Source organism: Francisella philomiragia subsp. philomiragia ATCC 25015, assembly GCF_000156715.1.
Taxonomy (GTDB): Bacteria; Pseudomonadota; Gammaproteobacteria; order Francisellales; family Francisellaceae; genus Francisella; species Francisella philomiragia.
Map to the genome: position 1 here is coordinate 182,220 of NZ_DS999314.1, position 18,395 is coordinate 200,614.

The following is an 18,395-nucleotide window of genomic DNA, read 5'->3' on the forward strand; positions in this document are numbered from 1 at the left end:
TGATATATGTATACAAAAATAATATGGCAAGATAATACTCCAAAATCAGAATTGTTTGATGATTTTTATTTTTCTAGTATATCTGGGATTGATGAAAGCGCATATAATTATTTAGAGCATAACTTTCTACAACAGAGATTTAAGAAGCTAGCTGATTATCAGATCTTTAGAGTTTGTGAAACTGGTTTTGGTACTGGATTAAATTTTGTTCTAACTATGAATCTCTGGGAAAACTTAGCTCCCAATAATGCTAAATTAGAATATATCTCATTTGAGAAATATCCTATTTCACCATGTGATTTAAAAGAGATATTTATAGCACTAAATGGTATAACAGAGCATGAAAAACTTTTGAGTGTTTATGATCCTAAGCTTGGACTGAATATATACAAATTTAATAATGTAATTTTAAAGTTAATTATTGATGATGCTAGATATATTAGCAATTATGATTTAGGTGAAGTAGATACATGGTTTCTCGATGGATTTTCACCAGCAAAAAATACTAGCATTTGGGATGAATCTTTTTTTGCAAATATGATGAAATTATCAAAAAATCAAAGTAGTTTTGCGACTTTTACATCAGCATCAAAAATTAGAAAATTATTGCAGAAGTATGGTTTTAAAGTTAATAAAGACATAGGTTTTGGTAAGAAGAGAGAAATGATGTATGGTACTTTCATTAATTAGTTAATTCTTTTATATGCTTGACAGCATCAAAAGTATTGAAGCTATACTGAGCTATATTGCTTGTATAGAAAGGATCATTTTCAATAAATTTTTTAATATCTTCTATATCTCCTTTAGCGAGGATGATTCCACCAGTTTTATCTGATTTAGGTCCTGAAGCTAGAAGGATACCTTTCTCATATCCTATATCCAGAAACTCTCTATGAAGAGGTCTTACAGCTGCGACCGTATCTTCATTGACTAAATATTTTAAATCTATAATGTGGATTTGCATGATTACCATTCCTTTTATATAAAAAAAGCCACATTTGTGGCCATTTAATTAGCTTTAAATATTAGAGGTCTTTTGATTAAATCTTTTTGAAAATTACAGATCCATTCGTACCACCAAATCCAAAAGAATTGTTAAGTACATAATCAATCTTCATTTTCTTAGCAGCATTAGCAGCATAATCTAAGTTACAACCATCATCTAAGTTATGTAGATTGATTGTTGGAGGAGCTATTTGATCTCTTATAGATAGTACACTGAATATAGATTCAATTGCACCAGCAGCACCCAATAAGTGTCCTGTCATTGACTTTGTAGAACTCATTACTAGATCTTTTCTATATTGACCAATTACTTTTTCTGCTACTTGAGATTCTTGTACATCACCTAGAGGAGTAGAAGTACCATGAGCATTTATATAGTCAATAGCATCAGGATCATTCTCAAGACCAGCATCAGCTAAAGCATTTTGTATACATCTTTCTTGACCTGGAGCATATGGCATTGTCATATGATAACCATCAGCTGACATACCAAAACCTACTACTTCAGCATATATCTTAGCACCACGCGCTTTAGCTTTTTCATATTCTTCAAGTACTACAACGCCAGCACCATCACCAAGAACAAAACCATCTCTATCTCTATCCCAAGGACGAGAAGCGCCTTGAGGATCGTCATTACGAGTTGATAGTGCTCTAGCCGCAGCAAATCCACCCATACCAATAGCATTACTAGCTTTTTCTGAACCACCAGCAAGCATAGCATCAGCATCACCGCTAGCGATTAGCCTAGCAGCCATACCAATATTATGAGTACCAGTAGTACAAGCAGTAACTATAGGAACGTTAGGACCACGTAAACCATGATTTATTGAAATAATACCAGATAGCATATTAACAATAGATGATGGGATACAGAATGGAGATATCTTAGAAGGTCCTTTAGTATCTATTACAGATTTAGTAGTTTCTAGTGTTTCGATACCACCGATACCAGAGCTAACACAAACACCAAACTTATATGAATCTTCTTCAGATACTTTATCAATGCCAGCATCCTTTAGAGCTTCGTTAGCAGCAGCGATACCGTAGTAGCAGAAAGGGTCTACTCTTTTAGCATCTTTTTTGCCTACAAGTGTATTTACATCAAAGTTCTTAATCCTTGCTGCAAATCTAACTTTAAACTCGCTAATATCTGGAGCAGGCGTATCGAATCCTGTTAACGTCGCTACACCACTTTTACCAGCTAAGATATTAGCCCAAGTTGTAGGGACATCATTTCCTAAAGGTGTTACCATACCAAGGCCAGTAACAACTACTCTACGATTAGATTTCATAATTTAAATTAACCTGTTTATATTCATTTAGAAAAAAAGTACGAACACAAATCGTACTGACTTTAGAGATTAATTTTGATTAGTTTACTTTAGAATCGATATAATCGTAAACATCTTTAACAGTTCTGATTTTCTCAGCATCTTCGTCTGGGATTTCAGTATCAAATTCTTCTTCAAGAGCCATTACAAGTTCAACTGTATCTAAAGAGTCAGCACCTAGGTCATCGATGAAAGAAGCTTCTGGTTTAAGATCTTCTTCTTTAACACCTAATTGCTCAACGATTATAGAGTTAACTTTAGCATATACTTCATTTGCGCTCATGTTTTTTTCCTTCTTATTTTTGTTTTGAAAAAATTAAAATTACTATTCACATCCAATAATATTATTTTTTAATCACTTTTGCAATAACTTTGCAAAATTTAAGCCATATACATTCCACCATTTACATGGATAGTTTGTCCTGTTATGTATTTTGCATCTTCAGAAGCTAAGAAAGCAACTGCAGCTGCAATATCTTTAGGTTCACCCATTTGACCAGATGGTATCTTAGTAGCTATGAATGATTTTTGTTCATCTGTAAGTTTGTTTGTCATGTCTGTAGCTATAAAGCCTGGTGCAACAACGTTTACTGTAATATTGCGAGTTGCAGCTTCATAGGCTAATGACTTTGAAAAGCCAATAACCCCAGCTTTAGCAGCACAATAGTTTGTTTGTCCTGGGTTACCAGCAGAGCCTACCACAGAGCCGATAGAGATTATTCTGCCCCATCTTTTTTTCATCATGCCTCTTACACATTCTTTTGACATGCGGAAAATAGAGCTTAAATTAGTATTTATAACTGATTGCCATTCATCTTCTGACATTCGCATCATTAGATTATCACGAGTTATTCCAGCATTGTTAACTAGAATATCTATAGCTAGGTTCTCAGCTTTTAATTGAGCAAAGAAATTTTGAATACTTTCAATATCAGAGATATTTAAAACTAGACCTTTTGCCTTGAATCCTTTGTTTTTCATTTCATTTTCAAACTTTTCTGCAGAACCTTCGCTAGTAGCTGTACCTATTACCATAGCCCCTTTGCTTGCTATTGCTTTAGCAACTTCAAAACCAATTCCTCTGCTAGCTCCTGTAACTAGAGCAATCTTATCATTTAAAGACATATATTATCTCCTCTTAAATATTTTCTAGACTATCAACACTATTAGTGTCTTTGATAGTTAGTGATTTATCAATTCTTTTTACTAATCCCGATAAGACTTTATTAGGTCCACATTCAATAACTTCGGTAACTCCAAGTTTAACTAGCTCTTCTATTGATTGAGTCCAAAGCACAGGTTTATAAAGCTGTTTAATAACCGCTGATTTTATTTCTGTTGGTGTCTCATGTGACATCGCATCGAAGTTTTGTACTATGGCAGTCGTAGGTTTTTTAAACTCGACATTGTTAAGTGCTACTTCAAATTTATCAGCTGCGGCTTTCATAAGTGAGCAGTGCGAGGGTACACTTACAGCTAGAATTTGAGCTCTTTTAGCTCCTTTTGTTTTTGCTATTTCGTTAGCTTTTTCAACAGCGGCTTTTTCACCTGATATTACTACTTGGCCAGTTGAATTAAAGTTTGCTGCTTCAACAATCCCTGCATCAGATGCCTCTTGACAGCTACTTATAACATCTTCATTTGACAGTCCTAAGATTGCGCTCATAGCACACTCCTTGTCAGTGACGGCACCTTGCATTAATTTTCCGCGAGTTGATACTAATTGTAGAGCATCTTTATATGAGATACACTCGGCCGCTAGTAGAGCAGTGTATTCTCCTAAGCTATGCCCAGCGAAGTACTCTATTTGTAGTTCTGGCTTCTGTTCTTTTAAAACTTTATATATAGCATAGCTTGTAGCAAGCAGTGCTGGCTGAGTAAACTCTGTTTTATTTAAGGTTGACTCATCATTTTGTATAATATCCCATAAATCGTAGCCTAGGTGCGTCTTTGCTTCGTCTAGGATATTTCTAAAAGTCTCAAAATTTTCATAATAATCTTGAAGCATTCCTAGCTTTTGTGATCCTTGACCTGGGAAAACTACAGCAATTTTTGACATAATAAATCTCCTCTATGATATTGAAATAACTTTTAAAAAAATGACTAAATTTTTGCAATAAATCCGCCCCATACGAATCCTGCGCCAAATGCTTCTGAGATTATGGTGTCTCCTGATTTGATTTGGTTTGTTTTGATAGCATGATCTAGGGCTAAAGGTATTGAAGCTGCTGATGTATTACCATGATCTTGAAGTGTTGTAACTACTTTTGACATAGGCATATCTATTTTCTTAGCAGTTGAATTTAATATTCTATAGTTTGCTTGATGTGGAACTAGCCAGTCTATTTGATTAGCTTGTATTCCTGCTTCTTTGATTAGATTATCTGCAAGAGATGAAAGCCTTGAGACAGCAAATTTGAAAACTTTGTTCCCTTCCATAATTAGATAAGGGTCTATGTTTATGGCTTCTCCTCTTGATGTAGGGAGATTGTTAGGTACATTAAGCATATCTAAACATGAACCATCTGTATAAAGTAAAGATGATAAGATCTTTTTCTCGTCACTTATAGAAATAACTACAGCTCCGGCACCATCACCGAAAAGTACACATGTTGAACGATCACTCCAGTCAAGAACTCGAGTCATTTTCTCAGCACCAATTACTAATATATTTTTTGATATGCCTGTTTCAATGTATTGTTTTGCAATATCAAGAGCATACACAAAACCACTGCAGGCTGCTGATATGTCAAAACACCTAACATTAAAATGATCAATTTGTAAATTTTGATGTACCATGGATGCTGTTGATGGCATTATAAAATCTGGCGTGCTTGTAGCAACTATTATCATGTCAATGTCGTTAGCATTAATTTTGGCAGAATCTAGTGCTTTTTTTGCTGCTTCAGTTGCCATAAAGCTCGTGGTTTCTGTTTCATTCGCGCAATGGCGTCTTTCTATACCAACTCTTTGCTTGATCCATTCATCTGAAGTATCAACAAATTTACTTATATCTTCATTGGTTAAGATTTTTTCAGGTAAGTAACTTCCTGTACCAAGTATTTGTGCAAACATTATATAGTTATACCTATTTAGTTAGATTAGTAACAAAAGTTATTGTAAATAAGCAGTCATAAGAAAGCCTATTGTCTAAAAACATTGTATCACGATTGGTAAAGATTAAAGAACTTTTTCTAATGATTCTTGAATAGTTTTAGGAATGTTGTGTTTGATTTCTTTTACAGCTTCATAGATGGCAGTTTCAAATGCATTCGCACTTGCACTACCATGGCTTTTAACAACTATGCCTGTTAAACCTAGTAATGATGCACCATTGAAGCTATCTAGGTTCATTCCTTTTTTCATTTTTTTAAATAGTGGTAGAGACATAATTACGGGTATCTTCATTAATAACGATGTTTCTGTAATCGATTTTTTAATCAATGATTCTATAAGTCTTAGACTACCTTCCATTGTTTTTAAAGAAACGTTGCCGACAAAACCATCGCATACAATTACATCTGTTGTATCATCAAAAATGTGTTTTCCCTCAATATATCCTTGATAGTTAATGAAATCACAGCCTTGTAATAATTTTGAAGCATTCTTAATATTATCTAGACCTTTCATCTCTTCTTCACCAATGTTTAGTAAAGAGACTCTTGGCTCAGCTAAGCCTTTTGAGCTAGCTGCAAGTATCGATCCCATAATAGCAAATTGGAAAAGCTGTTCAGAAGAACAAACAACGTTAGCACCAAGATCAAGCATGTATGTTTTGCTAAGTTGCTTTGTATCTCTATTAAATGCAGGCAATGCATATACTATAGCAGGGCGATCAACCCCGTTTACGGTTTTGAGTACAAACTTTGAAGTTGCCATTAATGCGCCTGTATTACCAGCACTCACGCAAGCATCTACAGTCCCATCTTTAACAAGGTTTATAGCTACACGCATTGATGAGTCCTTCTTTTTTCTTACTGCTATTGAAGGAGATTCATCCATACCGACTGTTTCACTAGCATGATGAATAGCTATTCTCTGTAAAACGGGCAGTTTTATTTTTTTGACTTTTGAATATCTGTCTAAGGCTCTTTTTACTTTGTGGTGATCTCCAACTAATACTATTTGTAAGTTAGAGTCTTTTTTAACTGCTTCAAGAGCTGCAGGAATAGTGGTGTTTAAACCATTATCTCCACCCATTGCATCTATAGATATTTTGTAACCCATAATTAATAAAACTTCCTATGTCGCTAATTGATATATTTGTAAATACTCACCAACCAAGGCATAAATATAGTGTGAGATGATTTTAAAAGATGACTGGAATAAATATTAGTCTTCAGATTTTGTATCTACTACTTTCTTGCCTTTGTAGAATCCGTTAGGTGAGACATGATGTCTTAAGTGCAACTCACCTGTAGATTTGTCAGTAGATAATGTTGGACCTGTTAAAGAATCGTGAGATCTTCTCATGTCTCTTTTTGATCTGCTTTTTTTAACTTGTTGTACAGCCATTTTAGATAACCTCTTTTATGTATTTTTAAATTCTAAATCTGTCGTTACTTAAGCTTTTTGAGAATCTCGAAAGGATTCGGTTTTTCTTCAGTAACAGTTTCTTGCTCGCTATAGTATGAATGTTTTTTTGTCTTTTTACAAGAGCTAGCATCTTTTTTTGGTGCTAATGGTAGTTCTAGAAGTATTTCTTCTTTGATAATATCTTTTAAATCTATCAATGCGCTTTCGCAGATAAAAGGCTCGTGTAAGCTATCTTGAACGAGTCTATCATCTTCAGTAATTATTATGCTATTTGTAATTGTAATAGGGTAGTCAAATGGCTCAAGAGAGTCTTGGCATATTAGTTTGATTACGCCATTAACATTATATCTAATGCATGCGTGATTTTTCTCTTCAAAAAAAGAAAAAGAGCAGTTAAATGTGTGTGGCGTGTCAACTATGAGTTTAGAGATATGGTTTAAGTTTTCTATAGTTATTTGTATGTTTTCTAACTCTCTTTTTTGTTTTGCGTATATGCTATAGTTTATTTGGCTGTGTTTGCCTTTCATATATGTATTTTTCATATTTCATTGTGATACTATTCTATATACATTTCTTGTTTTATGAAAGTCTGTACTGTATCATCTTACTAGTTATATTTTTTTAAATTGATAACACAGTAAAAGGATCAAGTAATAATGTCTTTATCTATCCCTAGAGAATTTTCAAATGCTATAAGATTTTTATCTATCGATGCAACACTTAAGGCAAAATCAGGACATCCAGGTATGCCTATGGGTATGGCCGATATCGCTACGGTTTTGTGGACCAAGTTTCTTAAACATAATCCTCAAAATCCAAACTGGATAAATCGTGATAGATTTGTACTTTCAAATGGTCATGGTTCTATGCTTTTATATTCTTTACTGCATCTTAGTGGTTATGATTTAAGTATTGATGATATTAAAAATTTTAGGCAACTTCATTCTAAAACTCCAGGTCATCCTGAATATGGTTATGCGCCAGGTGTAGAGACTACAACTGGACCATTGGGTCAAGGTGTGGCTAATGCTGTTGGTATGGCACTAGGTGAAAAGCTATTGTCAGATAGATACAATACATCTGACTTGAAAGTAATAGACCATCACACCTATGTATTTTTAGGCGATGGGTGTCTAATGGAGGGTATATCTCATGAAGCGTGTTCGTTAGCTGGTACCTTAGGTCTAAATAAACTAATAGCATTTTGGGATGATAATAGTATTTCTATAGATGGGGATACAAAAGGTTGGTTTACTGATAATACAGTTGAGAGATTCAAAGCCTACGGCTGGAATGTGATTGAGGATGTAGATGGTCATAATTTTGAGGCTATTGAAAAAGCTATAGCTAAAGCACAATCTGAACAAAGTAAGCCAACTTTGATTTGTTGTAAAACGATTATTGGGTTTGGCTCTCCAGAAAAGGCTGGTACTGCATCTGTACATGGCTCGCCTTTGAGTGAACAAGAAAGAGCTTCAGTCGCAAAAGAGCTTGATTGGAATTATGCTCCTTTTGAAATTCCTAATGATGTATATAAATACTGGGATGCTAAAGAAAAAGGACAAGCTTTAGAAGCAAATTGGCAGAAACAATTGGATTTATATAAGAGTAATCCTAAGTTTGAAGAATTTGATAGAGTGTTGAAAAAACAGTTGCCTGCAAATCTTGAGCAGGAAGTTGAGCAATATATTGCTTCACAGCTAGCGAATCCTGTAAAAGTGGCTACGCGTAAAGCATCTCAGATGGCTTTAGAAGTGTTGTGCAAGAATATGCCAGAAATGTTTGGTGGTTCAGCAGATTTAACAGGATCAAACAATACAAATTGGAGTGGATCAATTTGGTTGAACAATACTGATAAAGGAGCTAACTATCTTTCTTATGGGGTGAGAGAGTTTGGTATGGCTGCTATCATGAATGGCTTAAGTTTATATGGTGGTTTAAAGCCATACGGAGGAACATTCTTGGTGTTCAGTGATTACTCTAGAAATGCTATTAGAATGTCTGCTCTTATGAAACAACCCGTGGTTCATGTAATGTCTCATGATTCTATCGGTTTGGGAGAAGATGGACCAACTCATCAACCTATAGAACATATACCTAGTTTAAGATTGATACCAAATTTAAATGTTTGGAGACCAGCAGATACTATAGAAACAATGGTTGCTTGGAATGAAGCGGTTAAGTCTAATGAGACTCCAAGTATTATGGTACTAACGCGTCAAGGTTTAGAGCCTGTGGTTCAGACTAAAGAACAAGTTTCTGATATTGTGAAAGGTGGGTATTTAGTCAGAAATAATAAAGATGCTAGATTAACTATTGTAGCTACAGGCTCAGAAGTCGAGCTAGCAATTAAAGTAGTAAAAGAATATGAAGACAAAGCAATAAAAGTTAATGTTGCTTCTATTCCATGTGTCGACGTTTTCGATACTCAAACTCATGAGTATAAAAAATCAGTAATAAGAGATGATATCCCAGCAATTTTTGTGGAGATGGCTCAGCCTGATGGGTGGTATAAGTATATGCCTAAAGCTGGTGGTGAAGTGAAAGGGATTTATAGTTTCGGTGAGTCCGCGCCAGCTGAGGATTTATTTAAGCATTTTGGTTTTACTGTAGAAAATATCAGCAACATAGTTGCTAAATATGTGTAATAAACTTTCGAAAGATAATATCTTAAGGAGATTAAAATGAGAGTTGCAATTAATGGTTTCGGTAGAATTGGTCGTTTAGCTTTTCGTCAAATGTTTGACAAGGCTGGTATAGAGATTGTTGCGATCAATGATTTAACAAATCCAAAAATGTTAGCACATTTATTAAAATATGATTCTGCTCAAGGTAGATTTTCAAAAGCAGCTGTTACAACTGCAAAAGATGACGCTATTGTTGTAGATGGTAAAGAAATTAAAATATATGCTGAAAAAGATGCTGCTAATTTGCCTTGGGGTGAATTGAAAGTAGATCTAGTATTAGAATGTACAGGTTTTTATGTATCAAAAGCAAAGTCACAAGCTCATATTGATGCTGGTGCTAAAAAAGTAGTTATTTCAGCTCCTGCTGGTAATGATTTACCAACAGTAGTTTTTGGTGTTAACCATGATATATTAACTGCAGATGAGAAAATTATTTCAGCAGCTTCTTGTACAACTAACTGTTTAGCTCCTATGGCTAAAGGTCTCCATGATTTAGCAACAATTGAAAGTGGTTTTATGACAACTATTCATGCTTATACTGGTGATCAAAATACTTTAGATGCACCTCATGCTAAAAATGACTTCCGTCGCGCAAGAGCTGCAGCTGTAAATATTGTACCTAACTCAACTGGTGCTGCTAAAGCTATTGGTTTAGTAATTCCTGAACTTGCAGGTAAGTTAGATGGGGCTGCTCAACGTGTTCCTGTTCCTACTGGATCATTAACAGAATTAGTTGCTGTAGTGTCTAAGAGTGTAACAGCTGAAGATGTAAATGCTGCTATGAAAGCAGCTGCTAATGAATCTTTTGGTTATACTGAAGAGGAATTAGTATCTAGTGATATCGTAGGAATTTCTGAAGGATCATTATTTGATGCAACTCAAACTAAAGTTACTTCACTTGGAGATAAGTCTCTAGTTAAAGTTGTATCTTGGTATGATAATGAAATGTCATATACAAATCAAATGGTAAGAGTAGTAGAGTACTTTGGAGCTCTGTAAACACTTATAGGTGGTATAAATGAGTTTTCTAACATTAAAAGATGTTGATCTTGAGAATAAGAGAGTCTTAGTTCGTGTTGATTTTAATGTACCTATCAAAGATGGTAAGGTTACAAGTAAAGTCAGAATTGAGGCGGCTATTCCAACTATTCAGTATATTTTAGATCAAGGCGGAGCTGTGATTTTAATGTCACACCTTGGTCGTCCTACAGAAGGCGAGTATGACTCTCAATTTTCACTTGAACCTGTTGCTGAAGCATTATCTCAAATCATCAAAAAACCAGTTAGATTTGCTAAAGATTGGCTAAATGGTGTTGATGCTAAAGCTGGTGAAATTGTTATGTGCGATAATGTACGTTTCAATAAAGGTGAGAAAAAGTCTGACGATGAGCTATCAAAAAAAATAGCAAGTCTTGGTGATGTGTTTGTTATGGATGCATTTGCTACAGCTCATAGAGCTCAAGCATCGACTTATGGAGTAGCTAAGTATGTGCCTGTAGCGTGTGCAGGTCTACTTTTAGCTAATGAAATCAAAGCACTAGAAAAAGCTTTGAAGGCTCCTAAGAAACCAATGGTGGCTATAGTTGGTGGATCTAAAGTTTCAACAAAGTTATCTGTTTTACACAATCTTCTTGATAAGGTTGAGATTCTTATTGTTGGTGGAGGTATTGCAAACACTTTCATAAAAGCTGAAGGATTTAATATTGGTAATTCACTATATGAAGAAGATCTTGTTGGTGAAGCTAAAGATATCTTGGCAAAAGCGAAAGAGCTTGGTGTAAACATACCTGTACCAGTAGATGTAAGAGTTGCAAAAGAGTTTAGCGAAAATGCTGTTGCAGTAGTTAAAAATGTTGCTGATGTTGCTGATGATGAAATGATACTAGATATAGGTCCGAAGTCTGAAAGAAATATTGCAGCGCTTTTAAAATCTGCTAACACTATTCTTTGGAATGGTCCTGTAGGAGTGTTTGAATTTGATAATTTTGCAGAAGGTACAAAAGCTCTATCTTTAGCGATAGCTGAATCAGATGCTTTCTCTGTTGCTGGTGGTGGTGATACTATCGCAGCGATTGAGAAATTTGATATTAAAGATAAAGTGTCTTATATATCAACTGCTGGCGGAGCATTTTTAGAGTTTCTTGAAGGTAAGAAACTACCTGCTGTAGAAATATTGAAAGAGAAAGCAACTATATAACTGTAGGTTATTTATATGAGAAGAACGAAAATTTTAGCTACTCTTGGTCCTGCTAGTGAATCTAGAGAAGCGTTAACAGAGATGATTAAAGCAGGTGTTAATGCGGTAAGATGTAATTTTTCGCATGGATCTGCTGAAGATCATCGTAAAAGAGTTGATCTAATTCGTCAAATAGCAAAAGAGCAAGATACTTACGTTGGTATTTTGGCGGATTTACAAGGTCCAAAAATAAGACTATCGAAGTTCAAAAATGGTTCTGTGATAATCAAGAAAGGTCAAAAATTTACACTTGATGCAGATCTTGGTATCGAAGATGGTGATGAAAATACAGTTGGTATTGACTATAAAGAGCTTATTCAGGACGTTAAGAAGGGCGATATACTATTAGTTGATGATGGTAAAATTGTTCTAGAAGTTGATTCTGTTAAGGGTAACAAAGCGGTAACAAAAGTTGTTATCGGAGGTAAAGTTTCCAATAATAAAGGAATCAACAAAAAAGGTGGTGGCTTGACTGCTCCTGCTTTAACAGATAAAGATAAGCAAGATATCAAAGTAGCAGCAATGCTTCAGGTAGACTTCCTAGCAGTTTCATTTGTCAGAGATGGCAAAGATATGGAGTATGCACGTCAGCTTGTAAATGAAGCTGGTTGGAAGCCTGCAATGGTTGCTAAAATTGAGCGAGCAGAGGCAGTATTAGAAGATAATCTGAAAAGTATAGTAGATGCTTCAGATCTTGTGATGGTGGCTCGAGGCGATTTAGCAGTTGAAATTGGTGATGAAAATGTTCCAACTGTACAAAAATTAATTATCAGCACAGCTAGAAGAAATGAGAAAGGTTCTATTACTGCTACTCAAATGATGGAATCAATGATTGAAAACTCATCTCCAACTCGTGCTGAAGCATCTGATGTGGCAAATGCTGTATTTGATGGTACCGATGCTGTGATGCTATCAGCTGAAACAGCGGTCGGTAAGTATCCTGTTGAAACTATTTCTGCTATGTCAAGAATTTGTGAATCTGCAGAGAGAAGCAAATATACACATATTACTAAGAAACAGAAGATTGCTGATTGTGATAGAGTTGATCATGCTGTTTCAGTTGCAGCTGTTAAAATTGCCAATGATATTGGTGCTAAAGGCTTAATAGTATTGACAGAGGGTGGAAATACTTCGCGTTGGATGTCACGTGTAAATTCTGAGCTACCTATCTATGCACTATCACGTAATGCTACAACATTAGGAGCAATGACATTGTTTAGAGGAGTTGTTCCTCTATATTTTGACTCTACTAGAATGTCTAAGTTGTATGTCAATAGATCAGCTTCTATAGAGTTAGAAAGTAGAGGCTTAGCCAAGGATGGTGATATTCTTGTTTTGACAAGTGGTGATAGTATGGGTGTACATGGAAGTACTAATAAAATTAAAGTAATAATTGCAGGTCAAGTAAGATAAGGAGATAAACATGGCTTTAGTTTCATTGCGTCAACTATTGGATCATGCCGCAGAGCATGGTTATGGGTTGCCAGCGTTTAATGTAAATAATCTTGAGCAAGTAAGAGCTGTTATGGAAGCTGCTGATAGAGTTAATTCACCAGTTATTCTACAGGGTTCTGCGGGTGCAAGAAAGTATGCAGGAGCTCCGTTTATAAGACATCTAGTCCTTGCAGCGATTGAAGAGTATCCTCATATTCCGGTTTGTATGCACCAAGATCATGGTACATCTCCATCTGTTTGTCAAAGATCTATTCAATTAGGTTTTTCATCTGTAATGATGGATGGCTCATTAAAATCAGATGGTAAAACTCCTTCTGATTATGAGTATAATGTTAATGTTACAAAAACTGTTTCTGATATGGCTCACGCTTGTGGTGTATCAGTTGAAGGTGAGCTTGGATGTCTTGGTTCATTAGAAACTGGGCAGGCAGGAGAAGAAGATGGTGTTGGTGCTGAGGGTACTCTGTCTATGGATCAAATGCTTACAGATCCAGAAGAAGCAGCTGATTTTGTTAAGAAAACAAAAGTAGATGCTTTAGCAATTGCTATAGGTACTTCTCATGGAGCTTATAAGTTTACTAAGCCACCTACAGGTGATGTACTATCTATTAAGAGAGTAAAAGAAATTCATGCAAGAATTCCTGATACTCACTTAGTAATGCATGGCTCATCTTCAGTACCTCAAGATTGGTTAGAAGTAATCAATACTTATGGTGGTGCTATGGGTGAGACTTATGGTGTGCCAGTAGAAGAAATCGTTGAAGCAATCAAGTATGGTGTGCGTAAGGTAAATATTGATACTGATTTACGTATGGCTGCTACTGGTGCGATTAGAAGATTTATGGCAGAAAATCCTGCTGAATTTGATCCACGTAAATATAATGCCGTAGCAAAAGTAGCTATGTCAGAAATCTGTCAAGCTAGATATGAAGCATTTGGTAGCGCTGGTATGGCTAGTAAAATTAAGCCAATTTCACTTGAAACAATGTTCCAACGTTATGAAAGTGGTGAACTTGATCCAATCGTGAAATAATATTTCTTTCTAATTTTTTCTATATTTTTAGCCAGAATTTTTTTAGTTAGTTACATTTATTTAGCTTGATATTCTTAATGGTTTAAGAGTGTTAAGATTCTGTATATTTATAACTTATACATTTTGATAAAGTTTGCGACAACGCCATTTGTCCAACCGAAGCCATCTTGTACTATATACTCGCCACCACCAGCATTTGCTTTAGGATTGACTACATCATATTTTTCACGGATCTTTCCAGTTTCTTTAAATTTTTCATTAACTGTATTTACAAATCTTTTAGCAATAGTTTCTGCAAGCTTGTCAAAACCATAATTTCTTAAACCTATAACAGCTTCAAAATGTAATGGCGCCCAGCCATTTGGAGAATCCCATTGTTGAGAAGTATTTAAAGTGGTTGTAATAAGTCCATGCTCTGTTAGAAATTGATTTTCTATAACCTTAGCTACCTTTATAGCTTGTTCTTGAGTGGCTATATTTAAAAATAGTGGTGTCACTCCTGCTAAGCTTGTAATGCTAGTAATTTTATTTGTCTTAGTATTTAGATCATAAAAAAAATCTTTTTCATTATCCCAAAAAGTATTTTGAATAAGTTTTTTTCTTTTTTCAGCTAACTCTAAATATTTAGTTGTTTTTTCTTGGTCTGAAATTTCAGTGAACCATTTACCTAATAGATTCTCTAATCCATATAGATAGCTATTTAAATCAATAGGTAGAATATCTGTTGTTTGAATAGTACTAAAATCATTTGTATTAGCAAACCAACGACTAGAAAAATCCCACCCAGATTCACAAGCTGTACGGATGTTACGATAGAAGTCCGATTTGTTTGCTATATTTTGCGCATGCTCAATATCTTCGCGATATGATTCTGGTCTAGGGGTGGCAGACTCATCCCAATATCTATTTAAACCGTTTACATTTCTTTGAGTATTCATCCAAAATGAGTATTCTTTTTCTAAAGATGGTAAATATTTTTCAATAGCGGAAATACCTAGCTCTTGATATAAGATATTTACGATTAAGTAAAATAGAGGTGGTTGCGAACGAGTTAGATAATATTTTCTATTTGCATTTGGTACAAAGCCAACAGTATCTATCAAATATGCAAAGTTATCTGCAATATCTTTAATCATCTGTATTTCGCCATCAACTCGTAAACCTTCACAGGTAAAATAGCAGTCCCAATAATAAACCTCTCTAAACCTTCCACCAGGGATTATATAAGGTTTTGGAAGTGCTATAAGAGAACTTAGTGAGTCTTTTTCATCTGATGATTGATGTAAAAAATGCCACATTTGTTTTATGTATTGTTGTAGTGATATTTCTTTGCTATTATCAAAAGTTTTTTCTGATACTGGAGGATAAAAGTTATTCTCAACAAAAGTTTTAAGATCAAAATCAACAATGTCTTTGAGTTTTTTGTAATCATCTAAGATATCTTCAGGAGATCTTTTAGGAGTCATATCGACAAAGTATTTTGAGTCGTTAAAACATGGTTTTAATTGAACTGCTTCAAAAAGTTCACCTGATAGTTGTATTAGCTGTTCTTGATTATTAGACATAATTATTTATTCCTATGAAGTTTAGCATAAGGGGGTATTAATAGTACTAAAAGTGCTATAGGTATAAGTACGCAGTAAAATGCGGTTACGCCACCAAAGTGTGCAAATATTTCACTAATTATCCTAGAACCAATAGTACCACCTAGAGCAGAAAATATGATTATTAAACCAGCCATAGCACTTTGTAAGTTTTCAGGTTGGCTACTAAGAATGCTCGAACATAGTGTTGGATATATTGGAGCCATAAAAAAACCAATCATAGGAAACAATAAGGCTATAACTACAGCTAAATAAGAATCTGTTTGATTAGTATCTATTAGTTTAGATAGTTGTAAGGTTGATACTATTAATATTCCACAGCATATAAGACCTATGATAATAATTACTTTCCAGTCAATCTTTTTCATTATGAAGCCAAAAGTGATTCTACCAGCAGCTATGCTTAAAGCAAAAATACTTGCCATAAAGACACTGGTTGATGTAGAAAGGTGAAGTACTCTAGTGTTAAATGTTGGAAGCCAAGATTGTACACCTTGTTCGATAAATACATAAAAAAATACACTAATTATAAATAACATCACAATTGGTAGTTTTATGAGTTTTAGCATACTTAAAGTATCTGCTAGAAAATTAGAATTTTTAGATGTTTGTACTGCTGATTCATCAAGTTTGGTAAATAAAAGTAGCAAAAATGCAACTAAGCATAAGCCAGCTAATAACCAGTATGTGCCAAGCCAGTTACCAAAATGAATAAATATGCTAAATACAAAAAAACATAATACAACACCTATCTGAAAGACTCCTTCTAATAAACTCATTAAGCTAGCATGTGCTTTTGAGTCATTGGTAATTAATCCAACAGTTGAGTATACAGATACCTTAATAAGAGCAAAAGCTACTCCTATTAAGATAAATAGTAGTTTAGCTGTTAAAAAGCTATCTAAAGTAGCCATAGCAATACAACCAGTAGCTATTATTATAAGTCCTGTTAGCATGGCATTTTTATAACCAAATCTTGGTATAAATGAACAAATGGCAAATGAAACTATTGCTATAGTAAGATCTTTACATGCTTCAAGAATACTTGCTTGAACTTCTGTGACTTGATAGTGAGTAACTGATTGTAGAATCACAATACCAACACTATTAAGTAAAATAGCACTAATAAAGAAAATGAGAAATAGCGAAAGTTTAAGTTGAAAATATTTCATATGATTAACAAAAAATTGTTTCTAACTTTAGGATAAACAAAGTTATATATGTAAACAAGTCTAAGAAAGAGTAATTCTAAAAAGTAATAGGACTTCAAAAATTGAAATAATCAGTGTTTGTGAATTAGCCAGTGGGTTATAATAAAATTAAGATTTTACTATTGGGATGGTAATGATGAATAAGTATAAATACTGTATTGGAATTATGTCTGGAACTTCACTGGATGGAATTGATGTAGCTTTATGTAAGATTCGAGGATATGGATTAAACACAGATATTAAACTTTTAGACTTTAAGACTTATTCTTACTCTAATAATTTATTAAATGATATTAATCAGTCTTTAGATTTAACAAAAAGTAATGCGCAGCTATTATGTAGTCTTAATTTTAAGCTTGGAATTGAATATGCTAATGCTGTAAGGAAGTTAGTAGCTGTAAATAACCTAAAATTAGAAGATATCGCGTTCATAGCTAGTCATGGGCAGACTATATATCACCAAGCAAAAAATGAAGATGGATTTATTAAATCATCATTACAGTTGGGTGATGCTGCGACGATAGCTTATGAATGTCGAACAACAGTGGTGTCAAATTTTAGAGCGGGAGATATTGCAGCTGGAGGAGATGGAGCACCATTGGTACCATATGTCGACTATATTCTTTATAGTGATAAAAATAAATCACGTGCTCTACATAATATTGGTGGAATAGCCAATACTACAATTATCCCTAAAAATGCAAATATCAATGATATATATGCATTTGATACTGGTCCAGGTAACATGATGATAAATAGGGCAATGGAGGTTTTGTTTAATCGAGATTATGATAAAGATGGCGAAATAGCAGCCTCTGGGATAGTTATTGTAGATATGTTGCAAGAGCTTTTGCAAAATCCATATTTAGCTCAGAAGCCACCAAAATCAACAGGTAGAGAGCTTTTTGGTATTGAATATACGGATTATATTCTTGATAAATATAAGCAAAGCAGTCCTAAAGATATAGTCCATACACTAACTATATTTACAGCAGAGAGTATAATTAAAGCTTATAGAGATTTTGTATTTGAGAAAGTTAAGCTTGATCAAATAATTTTCACTGGAGGAGGAGCGTATAATAAGTTTCTGATAGAAACTATTAAAAAATTAGTCAAAACTGAAGTCTTAACATTTGAAGATATTGGTCATAATAGTGACGCAAAAGAAGCCATAGCCTTTGCTGTGCTAGGAAATGAAACTCTTAACCATAGCTATAATAATCTCCCATCGGCAACAGGTGCAAAAGATAGAGTGATATTGGGGCAGATAAACATCTATTAGAAGTGCTGTAAA

18 protein-coding genes are annotated in these 18,395 nt (G+C 34.3%); 7 read left to right on the forward strand and 11 right to left on the reverse strand.

All coding sequences use genetic code 11. From position 1 onward, the window contains the following. Positions 1 to 6 precede the first annotated feature (6 nt). Positions 7 to 690 carry a tRNA (5-methylaminomethyl-2-thiouridine)(34)-methyltransferase MnmC2 gene (gene mnmC2, locus FTPG_RS05160; RefSeq protein WP_004287367.1) on the forward strand — a complete coding sequence of 228 codons (684 nt, stop codon included), beginning with the start codon at positions 7 to 9 and terminating at the stop codon, positions 688 to 690. Here the strand turns inward: mnmC2 and FTPG_RS05165 are convergent. The 9 genes from FTPG_RS05165 to FTPG_RS05205 form a co-directional block, all read right to left on the reverse strand. After that, positions 683 to 964 (reverse strand): YciI family protein, encoded by a 282-nt coding sequence (locus FTPG_RS05165; RefSeq protein WP_035722447.1) that lies wholly within the window; start codon positions 962 to 964, stop codon positions 683 to 685. The two genes, mnmC2 and FTPG_RS05165, sit on opposite strands and share 8 nt — an antisense overlap. Before the next feature lie 76 nt (positions 965 to 1,040). Next, entirely contained in the window at positions 1,041 to 2,300 is a 1,260-nt protein-coding gene (fabF, locus tag FTPG_RS05170; RefSeq protein ID WP_004287369.1) for a beta-ketoacyl-ACP synthase II, read from the reverse strand. 79 nt (positions 2,301 to 2,379) lie between these two features. Beyond that, positions 2,380 to 2,622: an acyl carrier protein gene (gene acpP, locus FTPG_RS05175; RefSeq protein WP_004287370.1), complete on the reverse strand. Its 243-nt coding sequence runs from the start codon at positions 2,620 to 2,622 to the stop codon at positions 2,380 to 2,382. A gap of 98 nt (positions 2,623 to 2,720) precedes the next feature. After that, positions 2,721 to 3,464, reverse strand: coding sequence for a 3-oxoacyl-ACP reductase FabG (gene fabG / locus FTPG_RS05180; RefSeq protein WP_004287371.1), 744 nt, complete (start codon positions 3,462 to 3,464; stop codon positions 2,721 to 2,723). Positions 3,465 to 3,477: 13 nt separating this feature from the next. Continuing rightward, entirely contained in the window at positions 3,478 to 4,398 is a 921-nt protein-coding gene (gene fabD, locus FTPG_RS05185; RefSeq protein WP_004287372.1) for an ACP S-malonyltransferase, read from the reverse strand. Between the two features lie 44 nt (positions 4,399 to 4,442). Continuing rightward, entirely contained in the window at positions 4,443 to 5,414 is a 972-nt protein-coding gene (locus tag FTPG_RS05190; protein ID WP_004287373.1) for a beta-ketoacyl-ACP synthase III, read from the reverse strand. 105 nt (positions 5,415 to 5,519) lie between these two features. Next, a complete protein-coding gene (gene plsX, locus FTPG_RS05195) occupies positions 5,520 to 6,566 on the reverse strand; it encodes a phosphate acyltransferase PlsX (protein ID WP_004287374.1) in 1,047 nt (348 codons plus the stop codon). A gap of 105 nt (positions 6,567 to 6,671) precedes the next feature. Beyond that, a complete protein-coding gene (gene rpmF / locus FTPG_RS05200) occupies positions 6,672 to 6,854 on the reverse strand; it encodes a 50S ribosomal protein L32 (protein WP_004287375.1) in 183 nt (60 codons plus the stop codon). Positions 6,855 to 6,898: 44 nt separating this feature from the next. After that, positions 6,899 to 7,402, reverse strand: a complete 504-nt coding sequence (locus FTPG_RS05205; protein ID WP_004287376.1) for a YceD family protein — start codon at positions 7,400 to 7,402, stop codon at positions 6,899 to 6,901. 129 nt (positions 7,403 to 7,531) lie between these two features. On the opposite strand from FTPG_RS05205, the gene tkt reads away from it, so the two are divergent. From tkt to fba, 5 genes are read left to right on the forward strand one after another with little or no spacing between them, the layout of a single operon-like run. After that, positions 7,532 to 9,523 carry a transketolase gene (tkt, locus tag FTPG_RS05210; protein WP_004287377.1) on the forward strand — a complete coding sequence of 664 codons (1,992 nt, stop codon included), beginning with the start codon at positions 7,532 to 7,534 and terminating at the stop codon, positions 9,521 to 9,523. A 36-nt stretch (positions 9,524 to 9,559) separates the two neighbouring features. Then, positions 9,560 to 10,561 (forward strand): type I glyceraldehyde-3-phosphate dehydrogenase, encoded by a 1,002-nt coding sequence (gene gap, locus FTPG_RS05215; RefSeq protein WP_004287378.1) that lies wholly within the window; start codon positions 9,560 to 9,562, stop codon positions 10,559 to 10,561. Between the two features lie 19 nt (positions 10,562 to 10,580). After that, positions 10,581 to 11,759 (forward strand): phosphoglycerate kinase, encoded by a 1,179-nt coding sequence (locus tag FTPG_RS05220; RefSeq protein ID WP_004287379.1) that lies wholly within the window; start codon positions 10,581 to 10,583, stop codon positions 11,757 to 11,759. Between the two features lie 15 nt (positions 11,760 to 11,774). After that, positions 11,775 to 13,211, forward strand: coding sequence for a pyruvate kinase (gene pyk, locus FTPG_RS05225; protein ID WP_004287380.1), 1,437 nt, complete (start codon positions 11,775 to 11,777; stop codon positions 13,209 to 13,211). Between the two features lie 10 nt (positions 13,212 to 13,221). Then, positions 13,222 to 14,286, forward strand: coding sequence for a class II fructose-bisphosphate aldolase (fba, locus tag FTPG_RS05230; protein ID WP_004287381.1), 1,065 nt, complete (start codon positions 13,222 to 13,224; stop codon positions 14,284 to 14,286). 107 nt (positions 14,287 to 14,393) lie between these two features. Here fba and FTPG_RS05235 read toward each other — a convergent pair whose 3' ends face one another. Both FTPG_RS05235 and FTPG_RS05240 read right to left on the reverse strand, forming a co-directional pair. Next, complete coding sequence (locus tag FTPG_RS05235) at positions 14,394 to 15,851, reverse strand: trehalase family glycosidase (protein WP_004287382.1); 1,458 nt, start codon at positions 15,849 to 15,851, stop codon at positions 14,394 to 14,396. Positions 15,852 to 15,853: 2 nt separating this feature from the next. Further along, the gene (locus tag FTPG_RS05240; protein WP_004287383.1) at positions 15,854 to 17,062 is read right to left on the reverse strand and encodes an MFS transporter; all 1,209 of its coding nucleotides are present in this window, start codon (positions 17,060 to 17,062) and stop codon (positions 15,854 to 15,856) included. Positions 17,063 to 17,237: 175 nt separating this feature from the next. Between FTPG_RS05240 and anmK the strand changes: the two genes are divergently transcribed. Then, positions 17,238 to 18,383 (forward strand): anhydro-N-acetylmuramic acid kinase AnmK, encoded by a 1,146-nt coding sequence (gene anmK / locus FTPG_RS05245; RefSeq protein ID WP_004287384.1) that lies wholly within the window; start codon positions 17,238 to 17,240, stop codon positions 18,381 to 18,383. The last annotated feature ends 12 nt before the right edge of the window (positions 18,384 to 18,395 follow it).

Bases quoted from the DNA above. Each gene is read 5' to 3' on its own strand.
- mnmC2 (WP_004287367.1), top strand. From the start codon at position 7: ATGTATACAAAAATAATATGGCAAGATAATACTCCAAAATCAGAATTG.
- FTPG_RS05165 (WP_035722447.1), bottom strand. From the start codon at position 964: ATGCAAATCCACATTATAGATTTAAAATATTTAGTCAATGAAGATACG.
- fabF (WP_004287369.1), bottom strand. From the start codon at position 2,300: ATGAAATCTAATCGTAGAGTAGTTGTTACTGGCCTTGGTATGGTAACA.
- acpP (WP_004287370.1), bottom strand. From the start codon at position 2,622: ATGAGCGCAAATGAAGTATATGCTAAAGTTAACTCTATAATCGTTGAG.
- fabG (WP_004287371.1), bottom strand. From the start codon at position 3,464: ATGTCTTTAAATGATAAGATTGCTCTAGTTACAGGAGCTAGCAGAGGA.
- fabD (WP_004287372.1), bottom strand. From the start codon at position 4,398: ATGTCAAAAATTGCTGTAGTTTTCCCAGGTCAAGGATCACAAAAGCTA.
- FTPG_RS05190 (WP_004287373.1), bottom strand. From the start codon at position 5,414: ATGTTTGCACAAATACTTGGTACAGGAAGTTACTTACCTGAAAAAATC.
- plsX (WP_004287374.1), bottom strand. From the start codon at position 6,566: ATGGGTTACAAAATATCTATAGATGCAATGGGTGGAGATAATGGTTTA.
- rpmF (WP_004287375.1), bottom strand. From the start codon at position 6,854: ATGGCTGTACAACAAGTTAAAAAAAGCAGATCAAAAAGAGACATGAGA.
- FTPG_RS05205 (WP_004287376.1), bottom strand. From the start codon at position 7,402: ATGAAAGGCAAACACAGCCAAATAAACTATAGCATATACGCAAAACAA.
- tkt (WP_004287377.1), top strand. From the start codon at position 7,532: ATGTCTTTATCTATCCCTAGAGAATTTTCAAATGCTATAAGATTTTTA.
- gap (WP_004287378.1), top strand. From the start codon at position 9,560: ATGAGAGTTGCAATTAATGGTTTCGGTAGAATTGGTCGTTTAGCTTTT.
- FTPG_RS05220 (WP_004287379.1), top strand. From the start codon at position 10,581: ATGAGTTTTCTAACATTAAAAGATGTTGATCTTGAGAATAAGAGAGTC.
- pyk (WP_004287380.1), top strand. From the start codon at position 11,775: ATGAGAAGAACGAAAATTTTAGCTACTCTTGGTCCTGCTAGTGAATCT.
- fba (WP_004287381.1), top strand. From the start codon at position 13,222: ATGGCTTTAGTTTCATTGCGTCAACTATTGGATCATGCCGCAGAGCAT.
- FTPG_RS05235 (WP_004287382.1), bottom strand. From the start codon at position 15,851: ATGTCTAATAATCAAGAACAGCTAATACAACTATCAGGTGAACTTTTT.
- FTPG_RS05240 (WP_004287383.1), bottom strand. From the start codon at position 17,062: ATGAAATATTTTCAACTTAAACTTTCGCTATTTCTCATTTTCTTTATT.
- anmK (WP_004287384.1), top strand. From the start codon at position 17,238: ATGAATAAGTATAAATACTGTATTGGAATTATGTCTGGAACTTCACTG.